Here is a 13,261-nt window from a genome sequence, read left to right on the forward strand (position 1 = left end):
GCTGGCGCTTGCGGCAGGCCGGACCGCACCCTATAGCAGCGCCTTGAGATGACCGACGCTTCGTCCCTGCCGCTCTTCCCCCACCGCCATCTTCTGGGCATCCGCGATCTTTCCCCCGCCGATATCGAGCTGTTGCTTGATCGGGCGGACCAGGCCGTGGCGATCTCGCGGCAATCGGAAAAGAAGACCTCGACGCTGCGCGGCCGCACCCAAATCAACCTGTTCTACGAGGCATCGACCCGCACGCAATCCTCCTTCGAACTCGCCGGCAAGCGTCTCGGAGCCGACGTCATGAACATGTCGGTGGCAAGCTCCTCGGTGAAGAAGGGCGAGACGCTAATCGATACGGCCATAACCCTCAACGCCATGCGCCCCGACATCCTGATCATCCGCCACCAATCGGCTGGCGCAGCTGCCCTGCTCGCCCAGAAGGTCGGCTGCTCGGTGGTCAATGCCGGCGACGGCGCGCACGAGCACCCGACGCAGGCGTTGCTCGACGCGCTGACCATCCGCCGCGCCAAGGGACCGCTGTCGAAGCTGATCGTGGCGATCTGCGGCGACATCCTGCATTCCCGCGTCGCCCGCTCCAACATCATGCTTCTGAACGCGCTTGGCGCGCAGGTGCGCGTCGTCGCGCCCTCGACATTGCTGCCGTCCGGCATCGACAGGATGGGCGTGATCGTGTCGCGCTCGATGGCCGAAGGCCTCAAGGACGCCGACGTGGTCATGATGCTGCGCCTGCAGCGCGAGCGCATGGAAGGCGCTTTCGTGCCGTCGGTCCGCGAATATTTCCGCTATTTCGGCCTTGATGCCGAGAAGCTGAAAGCTGCCAAGGACGATGCGCTTGTCATGCATCCCGGCCCGATGAACCGCGGCGTCGAGATCGCCTCCGAGATCGCCGACGGACCGCAAAGCGTCATCCAGGAACAGGTCGAGATGGGGGTCGCCGTGCGCATGGCGGTGATGGAGGCGCTGCTTGATCCGCGCCGCAACCATGAAGGGCGCGGCGCATGAGCGTGACCGTCTTCAGCAAGGCGCACATTGTCGACCCCTCGCGCGGCGTGGACGAGATCGGCAGCGTCATAGTCGACGGCCGCAAAATCGTCGCTGCCGGGAAAGCCGCGTTGAACCAGGGCGTGCCGGAAGGCGCCGCCGTCGTCGACTGCGCCGGCAAGACGATCATTCCAGGCCTTGTCGACGCGCGCGTCTTCATCGGCGAGCCAGGCGGCGAGCATCGCGAAACCATCGCTTCGGCAAGCGTCGCCGCGGCGGCGGGGGGCGTCACCTCCATCGTCATGATGCCGGACACCGATCCGGTGATCGACAATGTCGCGCTGGTCGAATTCGTGCTGCGCACGGCACGCGACACCGCTAGCGTCAACATCTTCCCGTCGGCAGCGATCACCAAGGGCCTCGAAGGCCGCGAGATGACCGAGTTCGGCCTGCTGCGCGAGGCCGGCGCCGTCGCCTACACCGACGGCCGCCACACGATCGCCAATGCGCTGGTGATGCGCCGCGCGCTGACCTACGCCCGCGATTTCGGCAGCGTCATCGCGCACGAAACGCAAGATGCCAACCTCGCCTCGTCCGGCGTGATGAACGAAGGGCTCTATGCGAGCTGGCTCGGCCTGTCGGGCATTCCGCGTGAGGCGGAGCTGATTCCGCTGGAACGCGACCTGGCTTTGGTCCGGCTGACCGGCGGCGCCTACCACGCGGCAAAAATCTCGTCGGCGATGGCGGCCGGCGCGGTAAACCGTGCCAAGACCGAGGGCGCCAATGTCACAGCCGGCGTCGCTATCCATAATCTGTCGCTCAACGAGAACGATGTCGGCGAATACCGCACCTTCTTCCGGCTGACCCCGCCCCTGCGCGCCGAGGACGACCGGCTGGCGATGATCGAGGCGATCAAGGACGGCACGATCGACATCGTCGTCTCCTCGCACGATCCGCAGGACGTCGACACCAAGCGCCTGCCCTTCGCCGACGCCGCTGCCGGCGCCATCGGGCTGGAGACGTTGCTGGGCGCGGCGCTTCGGCTTTACCACAATGGCGACGTGCCGCTGTTGAGGCTGATCGAGACGCTGTCCACGGCGCCGGCCAGACTGTTCGGCCTGCCGGGCGGCACGCTGAAGCCGGGGGCGCCGGCCGATCTCGCGGTCGTCGATCTGGACGAGCCGTGGATCGTCAGCGAAAGCGGTCTGCGCTCGCGCTCGAAGAACACCTGTTTCGAGGGCGCGCGTCTGCAGGGCACGGTCCTGCAAACGGTGGTGGCGGGCCGCACGGTGTTTTCCGCATAAGCCACCGCATCGCTTAAGCCCTGCTCAGCCTGCCCGGCATAGACTTGCTTGGCGAACCCTCCCGACTCTACCATTATGATAAATTCACGCCCAAGCAGGGCCAGCGCTTGCAAACTATGGTTGCATCGCGCACAGTGTATCAATCATAGGAAGAGCAACCGGGCGGCAGGAAATATGGGGGAAACAATGGGTTACGTGATCGCGCTCGTCTTCGGCTATCTGCTCGGCTCGATCCCGTTCGGGCTCCTGATCACCCGTGCGGCCGGGCTCGGCGACGTGCGCCAGATCGGCTCCGGCAACATCGGCGCGACCAATGTGCTGAGGACGGGTAACAAGGGCCTTGCTGCCGCCACTCTGCTGCTCGATGCGCTGAAAGGCACTGCCGCGGTGCTGATCGCCGGACATTTTTCGCCGGACTTCGGACTGTTGGCCGGTTTCGGTGCCTTTCTCGGCCACCTCTTCCCGGTCTGGCTCGGCTTCAAGGGCGGCAAGGGTGTCGCCACCTATCTCGGCGTGCTGCTTGGCCTTGCCTGGCAAGGCATGCTTGTCTTCGCCGTCGTCTGGCTCGCGATGGCCTTCCTGTTCCGCTATTCCTCGTTGGCGGCATTGGCGGCCGCGGTGGTCGTGCCGATCGCGCTCTATGTCACAAACACACCGCAGATCGCCGGCCTGTTCGCGGCGATGAGCCTGATCGTCATCGTCAAGCATCGAGCAAACATCTCGCGGCTGCTCGCCGGCACCGAGGGCAAGATTGGGGCGAAGGGATGAGCGCCCTGGCTGCCGGCCCGCGTCTCAGCGATCGGCAGCGGCTTGCCTGGCTTCGCCTGATCCGCACGCCCAATGTCGGCCCGGCCTCGTTTCGCGAGCTGATCAACCGCTTCGGCTCGGCCGAAGCCGCGCTTGAAATGCTGCCCGAATTGATGATCTCCGGCGGCGCCAATCGCATCGTCCGCATCCCCTCCATCGCCGAGGCCGAAGCCGAGCTGGAGGCCGCGCGGCGCGCCGGCGCCCGCTTCGTCGGCGTCGGCGAGGCCGATTATCCGCCCCTGCTGAAGACTCTCGACAACCCGCCGCCGTTGCTGGCGGTAAAAGGCGAAGGCGCGGTCTTCCGCTTGCCGGCGGTGGCGATTGTCGGCGCTCGCAATGCCTCGCTGGCCGGCATCAAGATGGCGCGCATGCTGGCGGCCGATCTCGGCCGAGACGGCTACGCCATCGTTTCCGGCCTGGCGCGCGGCATCGACACGGCCGCGCACAAAGGCAGCGTTTCGACCGGCACAGTCGGCGTGCTGGCCGGCGGGCTCGATGTCCCCTACCCGCCCGAGAATGCCGGCCTTTGCGATGAGATCGCCGATCGCGGCGGCGCCATTGTTTCCGAGATGCCCTTCGGGTGGCAGCCGCGCTCCCAGGATTTCCCACGCCGCAACCGCCTGGTCGCAGGGATGGCGCTTGGACTGGTGGTGGTTGAGGCGGCGCAGCGCTCCGGCTCACTGATCAGCGCGCGCCTTGCCAACGAAATGGGCCGGCTGGTCTTCGCCGTGCCGGGCTCGCCGCTCGATCCGCGCGCTGCCGGCTGCAACGCGCTGCTCAAGGACGGCGTCACGCTGGTCACTGAAGCCGCCGATATCCTTAGCGCGCTGGCGCCGCTTGCCGGCGCCCGGCTTCCAAGAACCGCCCCACTTGCCGAGGCGCCCGACATATCAGCCATGCCGCCGCCAGGCGAAAACGACCGCGCCGATGTGCTGGAAGCGCTCGGGCCTACGCCGATCGCGGTGGACGACATTATCCGCCACACCGGCATGAGTGCAGCGCAGATATCGATGGTGCTGCTTGAACTCGACCTTGCGGGACGACTTGAGCGTCACGCCGGCGGGAATGTGTCGCTGATCGCGTGACCTGCGGGCTTCAGTTCCGGGTTTGGATCCTCCTATCGGAACAAATATTTCGACACTTCCGGATTGCCGCGGCGCCACATCACATTGTCGAGGAAATAGTGGTGCACGTTGATGAAGATCAGCACGATGAAGAAGAACAGCGACGAACCGAGCACCTGCACGTCGTAGGGAACCAGGGCGGTCAGCACGAACGGGATCAGCCAGAAGCCGAGATAGCCGAGCGCCCCACCCCCGATGATGAATCCCAGCACCCGCAACCTATAGCGGGGCCCGAGCACAGATAGCATCTTCGGCTCCGGATCCCGCGCGGCATCCGAGACATCACGCTCGACATTGGTTTGATAGCGCCACACCACGGCCAGATATTGCAGCGAGTGCAGCGCCGGCACCACGAGCAGCCAGAGCGGGTTAATCCTGGCGATCAGGATCCAGAGATAGAGCGAGGCGACATAGGCCACGATGCCGTTGTAAGGCAGTCCCCCGCCATTCCTTCGCCAGCGGCTGACCAGCATGAAAAGCGTGGCCGCCGTCGATCCAACGGCCGCCAGCACGGCGATGTCGATAACCCAGGACGGCGCCGCGAAGGTGTAATATTGAAGGCCGTAATATTGCCCCTGCGTCACGGCCGTATTCGTCTGCAGCCAGGCCAGGATCCACACCGCATAGCTGTTGACGAGCAGCACCTTCTTGTCCCGGTCGTCGAAGAATTTGCGCTTCAGGACGGCGTCGACCATCAGCATGCCGTAGCCTTGCTTGACGTAGTGCCAGCCGACGAAGAAGAACATTGCGTTGGCCGCAAAGCCGAGCAGCCGCGTGTTCGACGTCGCCGCGCCATAGGCGAAGAACAGGGTCATGACCACTGGCACGATGACGCCGGCGAAAATGTAGCGGAGCTGCAGGCTTCTGTCGTAGCCCTCGCCACGCGCCTTGCGGCCGAAATTGCGGTAGAAAATCTGGTAGGAGTGGGCGAAATGCGGATAGTTCACCAGATAGGCCACGACGACCATCGTCGCGGCCAATGAGCCTTCATACTCGCGCGGCACCAGGAACAGCAGTGGCAGGATCAGAAACGCGCTGCCGCCGAGCATCAGGAAATCGGCGACCGGGCCGAAAAGATATCTGCCCGGCGGCGTCGCCGCCTTGGGCGCCTGTGAATCAACCGAAAGGTCAAGTGCCATCCTGGAGCCTCCCTCGGAGGCGCCGAGTTTAACCACGACCCCATCCAGGGACAAGGCAACGCGGCAGGATCTCTCTTGCCTTCGGGCAAGTCACCCCGTCACGCTGAGGCGTTCGAAGCGATCTTCATTAGCCGCTTTCTGGCCTCCGCCACTCGCTTCTTCTCCGACCTTATGCGGTCGCACAGCGCGAGATTGATCCCGACGCCACATTCTTCATCCAGCATTTCTTTTGCATGATTGAGCGAAGTTTCTGCGCGCTTGACGCGCAGCCTGGCCCTGGCCAGTTCCAAGTTCAGTACGTCCACTGTATCCGCATCCCAGATTGCGGTCCCTTCAACAGGGAAACAGCCGCGCGCAAGCTTTTGTTCCGATTGCCGGAGACAAATGTGCTGCTTCGATCGCCCCGGACATGGAAGCGCCCGTAGGTCGGATCTCGCATCTATTTGGATGTTAAAGTTTTGGTGAGCGCGATGGGATTCGAACCCATGACCTACTGATTAAAAGTCAGTTGCTCTACCGGCTGAGCTACGCGCTCCCGTGGGCTCGGAACGCCGCCCTCGAAATTGCGCGGAACATAGGGAGAGTGCCGCGGCCGGTCAACCGGAAAAAGACGGGCTTCCAAGGCGGGTTTCTTGAACGGATTCGAAGGGGCGCCGAGGGTGAACGGCTTTCGATGCCTGCGCCAATGGCCCGGCTTGGGGCTGCTTCAGAAAGCCCTACAATAACAATGGGCTGAAACAATGGGCTGATGGTGGAACGGGAACCATTGCAATCCGGGTCCGTTTCGCAAAATAGGACGTCCCCACCAACCATCGAGGAGAAGATCAATGAACAAGATCGCATCCGGCCTGTTGGCAGCCGCTCTCTCGGCGTCGTTCGTCGCGGCGGAGATGGTGCCGGTCAACGCTCAGCCAGCTTATGTACCGCAACCCCAGGGCCTGTCGTCGGATCTTCAGACCGTGCAGTATCGGGACTGGAGAAGGCACCGCAGCTTCAACCGCGATTTCTCGCGTCGTGGTGACGCTGTCTACTGGAACGGCCATCGCGGCTATCGTGAGTATCGCCGCGGCTATCGCCGGCATGGCGACTATTGGTTCCCGCTGGCAGCTTTCGCCACCGGCGCGCTGATCACCGGCGCCATCGTTAACAGTGAGAACAACCGCATCTATCGCGGCAACGCGCACGTGCAGTGGTGCTACGACCGCTACCGCTCCTATCGCGCCTCGGACAACACCTTCCAGCCTAACAAAGGCCCGCGTCAGCAGTGCGTTTCGCCCTACTGACGGCCTCCAGTCAGTACCCAGGGCCGTTGACTGAGCCCGTGCCTCGAGAGGCACGGGCTCTCTCGTTCCGATGTTAGCGAGAGCTCAACGTCCTGCGCACCGCGTCGCGCCATCCGGCCAGTTTCGCACCGCGCGTTGCGGCGTCCATCTGCGGCTCGAAGCACCGCTCCAGCGCCCAGCTCTTGGCGAATTCTTTCGCTTTCGGCCAGACACCGGCCTTCGACCCGGCAAGCCAGGCCGCGCCCAGCGCCGTCGTCTCCAGGATCGTCGGACGGTCGACCGGTGCGTCGAGAATGTCGGCGAGCCGCTGCATGGTCCAGTCGGATGCCACCATGCCGCCGTCGACGCGAAGCACCGTCTTGGCCGAGGCGCCTTTCCAGTCCTTGCGCATGGCGTCGAGCAGGTCGCGCGTCTGGAAGGCGACCGATTCCAGTGCCCCGCGGGCGAACTCGGCCGGGCCCGAATTGCGGGTCAACCCGAAGATCGCGCCGCGCGCATCCGCGTCCCAATGCGGCGCGCCGAGGCCGACGAAGGCCGGCACCAGATAGACCTGTTGCGCAGGGTCGGCGGCCGCAGCCAATACTCCGCTCTGCTCGGCCTTGCCGATCACCTTGATGCCGTCGCGCAGCCACTGCACGGCTGCGCCCGCGATGAAGATCGAGCCTTCCAGCGCGTAGGTTGTCTTGCCGTTGAGCCGATAGGCGATGGTGGTCAAAAGCCGGTTCTTCGAACGCACCAGATCGGCGCCGGTGTTGAGCAGCGCGAAGCAGCCGGTGCCGTAGGTGGATTTCATCATGCCGGGCTCGAAGCAGGCCTGGCCGATGGTCGCCGCATGCTGGTCGCCGGCCACCCCGAGGATCCGCATCTCGGCCCCGAAAAGGCTCTTCTCGGTGACGCCGAAATCGTCGGCGCAGTCCTTCACCTGCGGCAGGATCGCGGCCGGAATCTTCAGGATCGAAAGCAGCTCGTCGTCCCAGATATTCTTCTCGATGTTGTAGACCAGCGTGCGCGAGGCATTTGTCGCGTCGGTGGCGTGCATTTGGCCGCCGGTCAGCCGCCAGATGAGAAAGCTGTCGATGGTGCCGGCAAGCAGTTCGCCCCTCTCGGCGCGCCTTCTGGCACCCTTCACCTTGTCCAGCATCCAGGCGATCTTGGTACCGGAGAAATAGGGGTCGAGCAGCAGGCCGGTCTTCTTCGTGAATGTCTTCTCCAGCCCCTGCTTCTTCAGCTTCTGGCAGAGCGGCGCGGTGCGCCTGTCCTGCCAGACGATCGCGTTATGGATCGGCTTGCCGGTCGCCTTGTCCCAGATCACCACGGTCTCACGCTGGTTGGTGATGCCGATCGCGGCCACATCCGATGCCGTGCGGCCGGCGGCCTTCAACGCCGCTTTCACTGTGGCGAGAACGCTTGCCCAGATGTCTTCCGGGTCATGTTCGACCCAGCCGGAAGCCGGATAATGCTGCGCGAATTCCTGCTGGCCGATGCCGGCGACTTTCATCTTGTCGTCGAACAGTATCGCCCTGGTCGAGGTCGTTCCCTGATCGATGGCCAGCACAAAACCGCTCATTCCGCATCCCTCCGCTTCTCATGCAACAGGGGAGACGGCAAAGCCGCCTCCCCTGCACTTCCTACATGGGCAAGCACGCCCGCGTCATGCAGTTACTGCTGCTGCCAGCTCTTCACCAGTTCGTCGTAGTTGATGGTGACCGGCTTTTCCTTTTCGTTCTCGATCTTCAACTGAGGAGCGAGATTGCCTTTCTTGACCGCGTCGGCGTTCCAGTAGGCAAGATCGTGCTCTTCGGCCATCTTCGGGCCGATGTCGCCCTGGACGCCCGACTTCTCGATGCGGCTCATGACCTTTTCCTGCTCGGCGCAGAGCGAGTCCATCGCTTCCTGGGCCGACTTGGCGCCGGAAGAGGCATCGCCGATCGCTTGCCACCAGAGCTGCGCCAGCTTCGGATAATCAGGCACGTTGGTGCCGGTCGGCGACCACTGGACGCGGGCGGGCGAGCGATAGAACTCGATCAGGCCGCCGAGCTTCGGAGCGCGCTCGGTGAAGCTCTTGTCGTGGATCGTGCTCTCGCGGATGAAGGTCAAGCCGACATGGCTCTTCTTCACGTCGACCGTCTTCGAGGTGACGAACTGCGCGTAGAGCCAGGCGGCCTTGGCGCGATCGTCAGGCGTCGACTTCATCAGTGTCCAGGAACCCACGTCCTGGTAACCGAGCTTCATGCCGTCCTTCCAGTAGACGCCGTGCGGCGACGGCGCCATGCGCCACTTCGGCGTGCCGTCGTCGTTCAGCACCGCCTTGGCGCCGGCGTCGACCATCGAAGCGGTGAAGGCGGTGTACCAGAAGATCTGCTGCGCGACCCCGCCCTGCGCCGGCACCGGGCCGGATTCGGAGAAGGTCATGCCCTGGGCTTCCGCCGGAGCGTAGGCCTTCAGCCAGTCGAGATATTTCTGGATCGAGTAGACCGCGGCCGGGCCGTTGGTATCGCCGCCACGCGCCGTGCAGGAGCCGACAGGACGCGATTTCTCGTCGACCTTGATGCCCCATTCGTCGACGGGCAGGCCGTTCGGAATGCCCTTGTCGCCATTGCCGGCCATGGACAGCCAGGCGTCCGTGAACCGCCAGCCGAGCGACGGGTCCTTCTTGCCGTAGTCCATATGGCCGTAGACCTTCTTGCCGTCGATCTCGCGGCCGGTGAAGAACTGGGCGATGTCCTCATAAGCCGACCAGTTGACGGGAACGCCTAGGTCGTAGCCGTATTTGGCCTTGAAGTCGGCTTTGTTCTTCTCGTCGTTGAACCAGTCGTAGCGGAACCAGTAGAGGTTCGCGAACTGCTGGTCGGGGAGCTGATAGAGCTTCTTGTCGGGCGCCGTCGTGAACGAGGTGCCGATGAAGTCCTTCAGGTCGAGGTTCGGATTGGTGACGTCCTTGCCTTCATTCGCCATCCAGTCGGTCAGGTTGCGCACCTGCTGGTAGCGCCAATGCGTGCCGATCAGGTCGGAGTCGTTGACCCAGCCGTCATAGAGGTTCTGGCCGGTCTGCATCTGGGTCTGGATCTTCTCGACGACGTCGCCCTCCTGGATGACGTCATGTGTGACCTTGATGCCGGTGATGGCAGAGAAGGCCGGTGCCAGCACCTGTGACTCGTATTGGTGCGTGGCGATGGTTTCCGAAACGACCTTGATGTCCATGCCGGCGAACGGCTTGGCTGCGTCGATGAACCACTGCATTTCCTTTTCCTGGTCGGCGCGTGAAAGCGTCGACAGGTCGCCTATCTCCTTGTCGAGAAAGGCTTTTGCCTCGTCCATACCGGCATAGGCATGGCCCGCTCCCAGCAAAAGGACAAGGGCTGTCGTCGATGTTAGAAATTGCCGTCGCATGTGTCTCCTCCAGTCTTAAGTTGCAAGTGCGATCCGGGCGGCCGCCAGCACGCGACCGGTCCGACTATTCCCCCTCTATACGTATCGGAACACGCCAACGGCGTAGACCACGGAGAGAGCGAGAGCCCACCACAGGTTGGGTCCAACCAGACCCAGCCAAGCGAGATGGATAAATGCGCTGCCAAGCAGCGACAGGAACAAACGATCGCCGCGCGTCGTCTCGAAGCGCAGCACCCCGATGCGCGGATGACCGCCGGGCGAGGCATATTCCCAGACGCCCATGCCAAAGAGCATCAGCACAATGACAATGAAGAAGGCCGCCGTCGGCCACGTCCACGCCATCCAGGAGAAGTCGAGATTCATGGCTTTAGACCCTCCCCAGGGCAAAGCCCTTGGCGATATAATTTCGCACGAACCAGATAACCAAGGCGCCGGGGATCAGCGTCAGCACGCCGGCGGCGGCGAGCAGACCCCAATCCATGCCGGCGGCAGAGACCGTGCGGGTCATGGTGGCGGCGATCGGCTTCGCGTCCGTCGTGGTCAGCGTGCGCGCGATCAAGAGCTCCACCCACGAGAACATGAAGCAGAAGAAGCAGGCGACGCCGATGCCGCTCGCGATCAGCGGCATGAAAATCTTCAGAAAGAAGCGCGGGAAGGAATAGCCGTCGATATAGGCGGTCTCGTCTATCTCCTTCGGCACGCCGGACATGAAGCCTTCGAGGATCCACACCGCGAGCGGCACGTTGAACAGGCAGTGCGCCAGCGCCACGGCGATATGGGTGTCGATCAGGCCGAACGCCGAATAGAGCTGGAAGAACGGCAGCGCGAACACCGCGGGCGGCGCCATGCGGTTGGTCAAAAGCCAGAAGAACAAATGCTTGTCGCCGAGGAAGCGGTAACGCGAGAAGGCGTAGGCCGCCGGCAGCGCCACCGCCACCGATATCACCATGTTCATCACCACATAGGTGATCGAATTGATGTAGCCCGAATACCACGAAGGGTCGGTGAAGATGGTGCGATAGTTCGCCAGTGTCGGATTATGCGGAAACAGCGTCAGCGACGACACGATCTCCGCATTGGTCTTGAAGCTCATGTTGATGAGCCAGTAGATCGGTAGCAGGATAACGATAATGTAGACCGTCGGCACGATCCACCACCAGCGCGATTCCTCGCCGCGGCGGCGCATCAGCTTCGCCACCTCGTCCTGCGACAGCGTGCTGCCCACTTCGGTGACCGCCGTCTCGCTCACGCGCGTCGTTTCGTTGGCACCCACCATCTCAGCGCTCCGCGTCGTAGTTGGTCATCACGGTGTAGAACACCCATGACAACAACAGGATGATCAGGAAGTAGACCAGCGACATCGCCGCCGCCGGGCCGAGGTCGAACTGGCCGAGCGCCGTCTTGACCAGGTCAATCGATAGAAAGGTGGTCGAATTGCCGGGACCGCCGCCGGTGACGACGAAGGGCTCGGTATAGATCATGAAACTGTCCATGAAGCGCAACAGGACGGCGATCAGCAACACGCGCTGCATCTTGGGCAGCTGGATGTACCGGAACACAGCCCAGCGCGACGCGCCGTCGATCTTGGCCGCCTGGTAGAAGGCGTCGGGAATCGAGACCAAGCCGGCATAGCAAAGCAGCACGACCAGGCTGGTCCAGTGCCAGACATCCATGATGATGACGGTTACCCAGGCATCGATCGGATCCTGGACGTAGTTGTAGTCGATACCGAGCGCATTGATGTAATAGCCGAGCAGGCCGATGTCGTTGCGGCCGAACACCTGCCAGATCGTGCCGACGACGTTCCACGGAATGAGCAGCGGCAGCGCCATCAGCACCAGGCAGACCGGCACGCCCCAGCCCTTCTTCGGCATGTTGAGCGCGATGAAGATGCCGAGCGGCACCTCGATCGCCAGGATGATGAAGGAGAAGATCAGGTTGCGCACCATCGCTTCCCAGAAGCGGTCGGAGTGCAGCAGCTCCTCGAACCATTCGGTGCCGGCCCAGAAGAAGACGTTGTTGCCGAACGTGTCCTGCACCGAATAGTTGACGACCGTCATCAGCGGGATGACGGCCGAGAACGCCACCAGCACCAGCACCGGCAGGACAAGGAACCAGGCCTTGTTGTTCCAGGTCTTGTCCATCTATGCCCCCATCTCGACGCGCCAGGAATCGGCATAGATGTTGATGCCGGCCGGATCGAAGCGGACTTTCGGTTCGGCCGGCACCTCGTCGTCCTCGCCGATCACCGCGGCGATCTCCCTGCCCTCGAGATTGGCGCGAACCACCTTGTGGCGGCCGACGTCCTCGACCTTGCTGACCTGCACCGTCATGCCCTCGCGGCCCAGCCGCACATATTCGGGACGGATGCCGAGCTCGACGGCGCCGGCTTCAGCCTTGGGCACGCCCGGCAATTCAATGCGCTGGGCGCCGAGCTTCGCCGTCCTGCCTTCCAGCGCAACCGGCAGCACGTTCATGCCCGGCGAGCCGATGAAATAGCCGACGAAGGTGTGGCGCGGACGCTCGAAAAGTTCGGCAGGCGTGCCGATCTGCACGATCTCGCCGTCATACATGACCACGACGCGGTCGGCGAAAGTCAGCGCTTCGGTCTGGTCATGCGTGACATAAACCATGGTGTAGCCGAAGCGGCGGTGCAGTTGCTTCAACTGCGAGCGCAGCACCCACTTCATATGCGGGTCGATCACCGTCAGCGGTTCGTCGAACAGAATGGCGTTGACGTCGGAACGCACCAGGCCCCGTCCAAGCGAGATCTTCTGCTTCTGGTCTGCGGTGAGCCGGCGCGCCTTCCTGTTCGCCATCGATGCGAGATCGATCATGTCGAGCGTCTCGCGCACCTTGCGGTCGACATCGGCTTCCGGCACGCGCCGGTTGCGCAGCGGGAAGGCCAGATTGTCGTAGACGGTCATGGTGTCGTAAATGACCGGGAACTGGAACACCTGCGCGATATTGCGCTCCTGCGTCGACAGCCTGGTCACGTCCCGGCCATTGAACAGCAACTTGCCATGCGAGGGGTGCAGCAGTCCCGAAATGATGTTGAGCAAGGTGGTCTTGCCGCAGCCCGAAGGCCCGAGCAGCGCGTAGGCGCCGCCATCCTCGAAAGTGTGGTGCACTTCCTTCAGAGCGAAGTCGGAATCCTTCTGCGGGTTGGGCAGGTAGGAATGGCGGATGTGGTTGACCTCGATGCGCGCCATCGTTTTCTC

Annotated in this window: 13 protein-coding genes and 1 tRNA gene; 5 read left to right on the forward strand and 9 right to left on the reverse strand. The window is 63.2% G+C overall.

The window, feature by feature from the left end; translation table 11 throughout:
- Positions 1–48 precede the first annotated feature (48 nt).
- From LB526_RS19615 to dprA, 4 genes are all read left to right on the forward strand, one after another.
- Entirely contained in the window at positions 49–1,014 is a 966-nt protein-coding gene (locus tag LB526_RS19615; RefSeq protein ID WP_224544458.1) for an aspartate carbamoyltransferase catalytic subunit, read from the forward strand.
- A complete protein-coding gene (locus tag LB526_RS19620) occupies positions 1,011–2,297 on the forward strand; it encodes a dihydroorotase (protein WP_224544457.1) in 1,287 nt (428 codons plus the stop codon). The genes LB526_RS19615 and LB526_RS19620 overlap by 4 nt, the downstream gene beginning before the upstream one ends.
- Before the next feature lie 186 nt (positions 2,298–2,483).
- The gene (plsY, locus tag LB526_RS19625) at positions 2,484–3,065 is read left to right on the forward strand and encodes a glycerol-3-phosphate 1-O-acyltransferase PlsY (RefSeq protein WP_224544456.1); all 582 of its coding nucleotides are present in this window, start codon (positions 2,484–2,486) and stop codon (positions 3,063–3,065) included.
- On the forward strand, positions 3,062–4,189 hold the full coding sequence (gene dprA / locus LB526_RS19630; RefSeq protein ID WP_224528899.1) for a DNA-processing protein DprA: 1,128 nt from the start codon (positions 3,062–3,064) through the stop codon (positions 4,187–4,189). The genes plsY and dprA overlap by 4 nt, the downstream gene beginning before the upstream one ends.
- Positions 4,190–4,221: 32 nt before the next feature.
- On the opposite strand, the gene LB526_RS19635 is transcribed toward dprA, so the two are convergent.
- From LB526_RS19635 to LB526_RS19645, 3 genes are all read right to left on the reverse strand, one after another.
- Complete coding sequence (locus LB526_RS19635; RefSeq protein WP_224629307.1) at positions 4,222–5,367, reverse strand: hypothetical protein; 1,146 nt, start codon at positions 5,365–5,367, stop codon at positions 4,222–4,224.
- A 98-nt stretch (positions 5,368–5,465) separates the two neighbouring features.
- Positions 5,466–5,672 (reverse strand): hypothetical protein, encoded by a 207-nt coding sequence (locus LB526_RS19640; protein ID WP_224528907.1) that lies wholly within the window; start codon positions 5,670–5,672, stop codon positions 5,466–5,468.
- 154 nt (positions 5,673–5,826) lie between these two features.
- Positions 5,827–5,902: transfer RNA gene (locus tag LB526_RS19645), tRNA-Lys, on the reverse strand.
- 292 nt (positions 5,903–6,194) lie between these two features.
- On the opposite strand from LB526_RS19645, the gene LB526_RS19650 reads away from it, so the two are divergent.
- Positions 6,195–6,650, forward strand: a complete 456-nt coding sequence (locus LB526_RS19650) for a BA14K family protein (RefSeq protein WP_224629308.1) — start codon at positions 6,195–6,197, stop codon at positions 6,648–6,650.
- A 73-nt stretch (positions 6,651–6,723) separates the two neighbouring features.
- Here the strand turns inward: LB526_RS19650 and glpK are convergent, their stop codons facing one another.
- The 6 genes from glpK to LB526_RS19680 form a co-directional block, all read right to left on the reverse strand.
- Positions 6,724–8,217, reverse strand: coding sequence for a glycerol kinase GlpK (glpK, locus tag LB526_RS19655; protein WP_224629309.1), 1,494 nt, complete (start codon positions 8,215–8,217; stop codon positions 6,724–6,726).
- A gap of 92 nt (positions 8,218–8,309) precedes the next feature.
- On the reverse strand, positions 8,310–10,040 hold the full coding sequence (locus LB526_RS19660) for an ABC transporter substrate-binding protein (RefSeq protein ID WP_095765319.1): 1,731 nt from the start codon (positions 10,038–10,040) through the stop codon (positions 8,310–8,312).
- 75 nt (positions 10,041–10,115) lie between these two features.
- A complete protein-coding gene (locus tag LB526_RS19665; protein WP_095765318.1) occupies positions 10,116–10,403 on the reverse strand; it encodes a DUF2160 domain-containing protein in 288 nt (95 codons plus the stop codon).
- A 4-nt stretch (positions 10,404–10,407) separates the two neighbouring features.
- A complete protein-coding gene (locus LB526_RS19670) occupies positions 10,408–11,316 on the reverse strand; it encodes a carbohydrate ABC transporter permease (protein ID WP_224629310.1) in 909 nt (302 codons plus the stop codon).
- A 1-nt stretch (position 11,317) separates the two neighbouring features.
- Positions 11,318–12,184 (reverse strand): carbohydrate ABC transporter permease, encoded by an 867-nt coding sequence (locus LB526_RS19675; protein WP_224629311.1) that lies wholly within the window; start codon positions 12,182–12,184, stop codon positions 11,318–11,320.
- On the reverse strand, positions 12,185–13,252 hold the full coding sequence (locus LB526_RS19680) for an ABC transporter ATP-binding protein (RefSeq protein ID WP_224629312.1): 1,068 nt from the start codon (positions 13,250–13,252) through the stop codon (positions 12,185–12,187).
- Positions 13,253–13,261 lie beyond the last annotated feature (9 nt).

The organism is Mesorhizobium sp. CA6 (assembly GCF_020165035.1).
Classification (GTDB): domain Bacteria; phylum Pseudomonadota; class Alphaproteobacteria; order Rhizobiales; family Rhizobiaceae; genus Mesorhizobium.

What these genes read in the sequence shown, in the direction of transcription:
- plsY (WP_224544456.1), top strand. Translation starts at nt 2,484, where the DNA reads ATGGGTTACGTGATCGCGCTCGTCTTCGGCTATCTGCTCGGCTCGATC.
- LB526_RS19660 (WP_095765319.1), bottom strand. Translation starts at nt 10,040, where the DNA reads ATGCGACGGCAATTTCTAACATCGACGACAGCCCTTGTCCTTTTGCTG.
- LB526_RS19615 (WP_224544458.1), top strand. Translation starts at nt 49, where the DNA reads ATGACCGACGCTTCGTCCCTGCCGCTCTTCCCCCACCGCCATCTTCTG.
- glpK (WP_224629309.1), bottom strand. Translation starts at nt 8,217, where the DNA reads ATGAGCGGTTTTGTGCTGGCCATCGATCAGGGAACGACCTCGACCAGG.
- LB526_RS19620 (WP_224544457.1), top strand. Translation starts at nt 1,011, where the DNA reads ATGAGCGTGACCGTCTTCAGCAAGGCGCACATTGTCGACCCCTCGCGC.
- LB526_RS19680 (WP_224629312.1), bottom strand. Translation starts at nt 13,252, where the DNA reads ATGGCGCGCATCGAGGTCAACCACATCCGCCATTCCTACCTGCCCAAC.
- LB526_RS19665 (WP_095765318.1), bottom strand. Translation starts at nt 10,403, where the DNA reads ATGAATCTCGACTTCTCCTGGATGGCGTGGACGTGGCCGACGGCGGCC.
- LB526_RS19670 (WP_224629310.1), bottom strand. Translation starts at nt 11,316, where the DNA reads ATGGTGGGTGCCAACGAAACGACGCGCGTGAGCGAGACGGCGGTCACC.
- LB526_RS19675 (WP_224629311.1), bottom strand. Translation starts at nt 12,184, where the DNA reads ATGGACAAGACCTGGAACAACAAGGCCTGGTTCCTTGTCCTGCCGGTG.
- LB526_RS19650 (WP_224629308.1), top strand. Translation starts at nt 6,195, where the DNA reads ATGAACAAGATCGCATCCGGCCTGTTGGCAGCCGCTCTCTCGGCGTCG.
- dprA (WP_224528899.1), top strand. Translation starts at nt 3,062, where the DNA reads ATGAGCGCCCTGGCTGCCGGCCCGCGTCTCAGCGATCGGCAGCGGCTT.
- LB526_RS19635 (WP_224629307.1), bottom strand. Translation starts at nt 5,367, where the DNA reads ATGGCACTTGACCTTTCGGTTGATTCACAGGCGCCCAAGGCGGCGACG.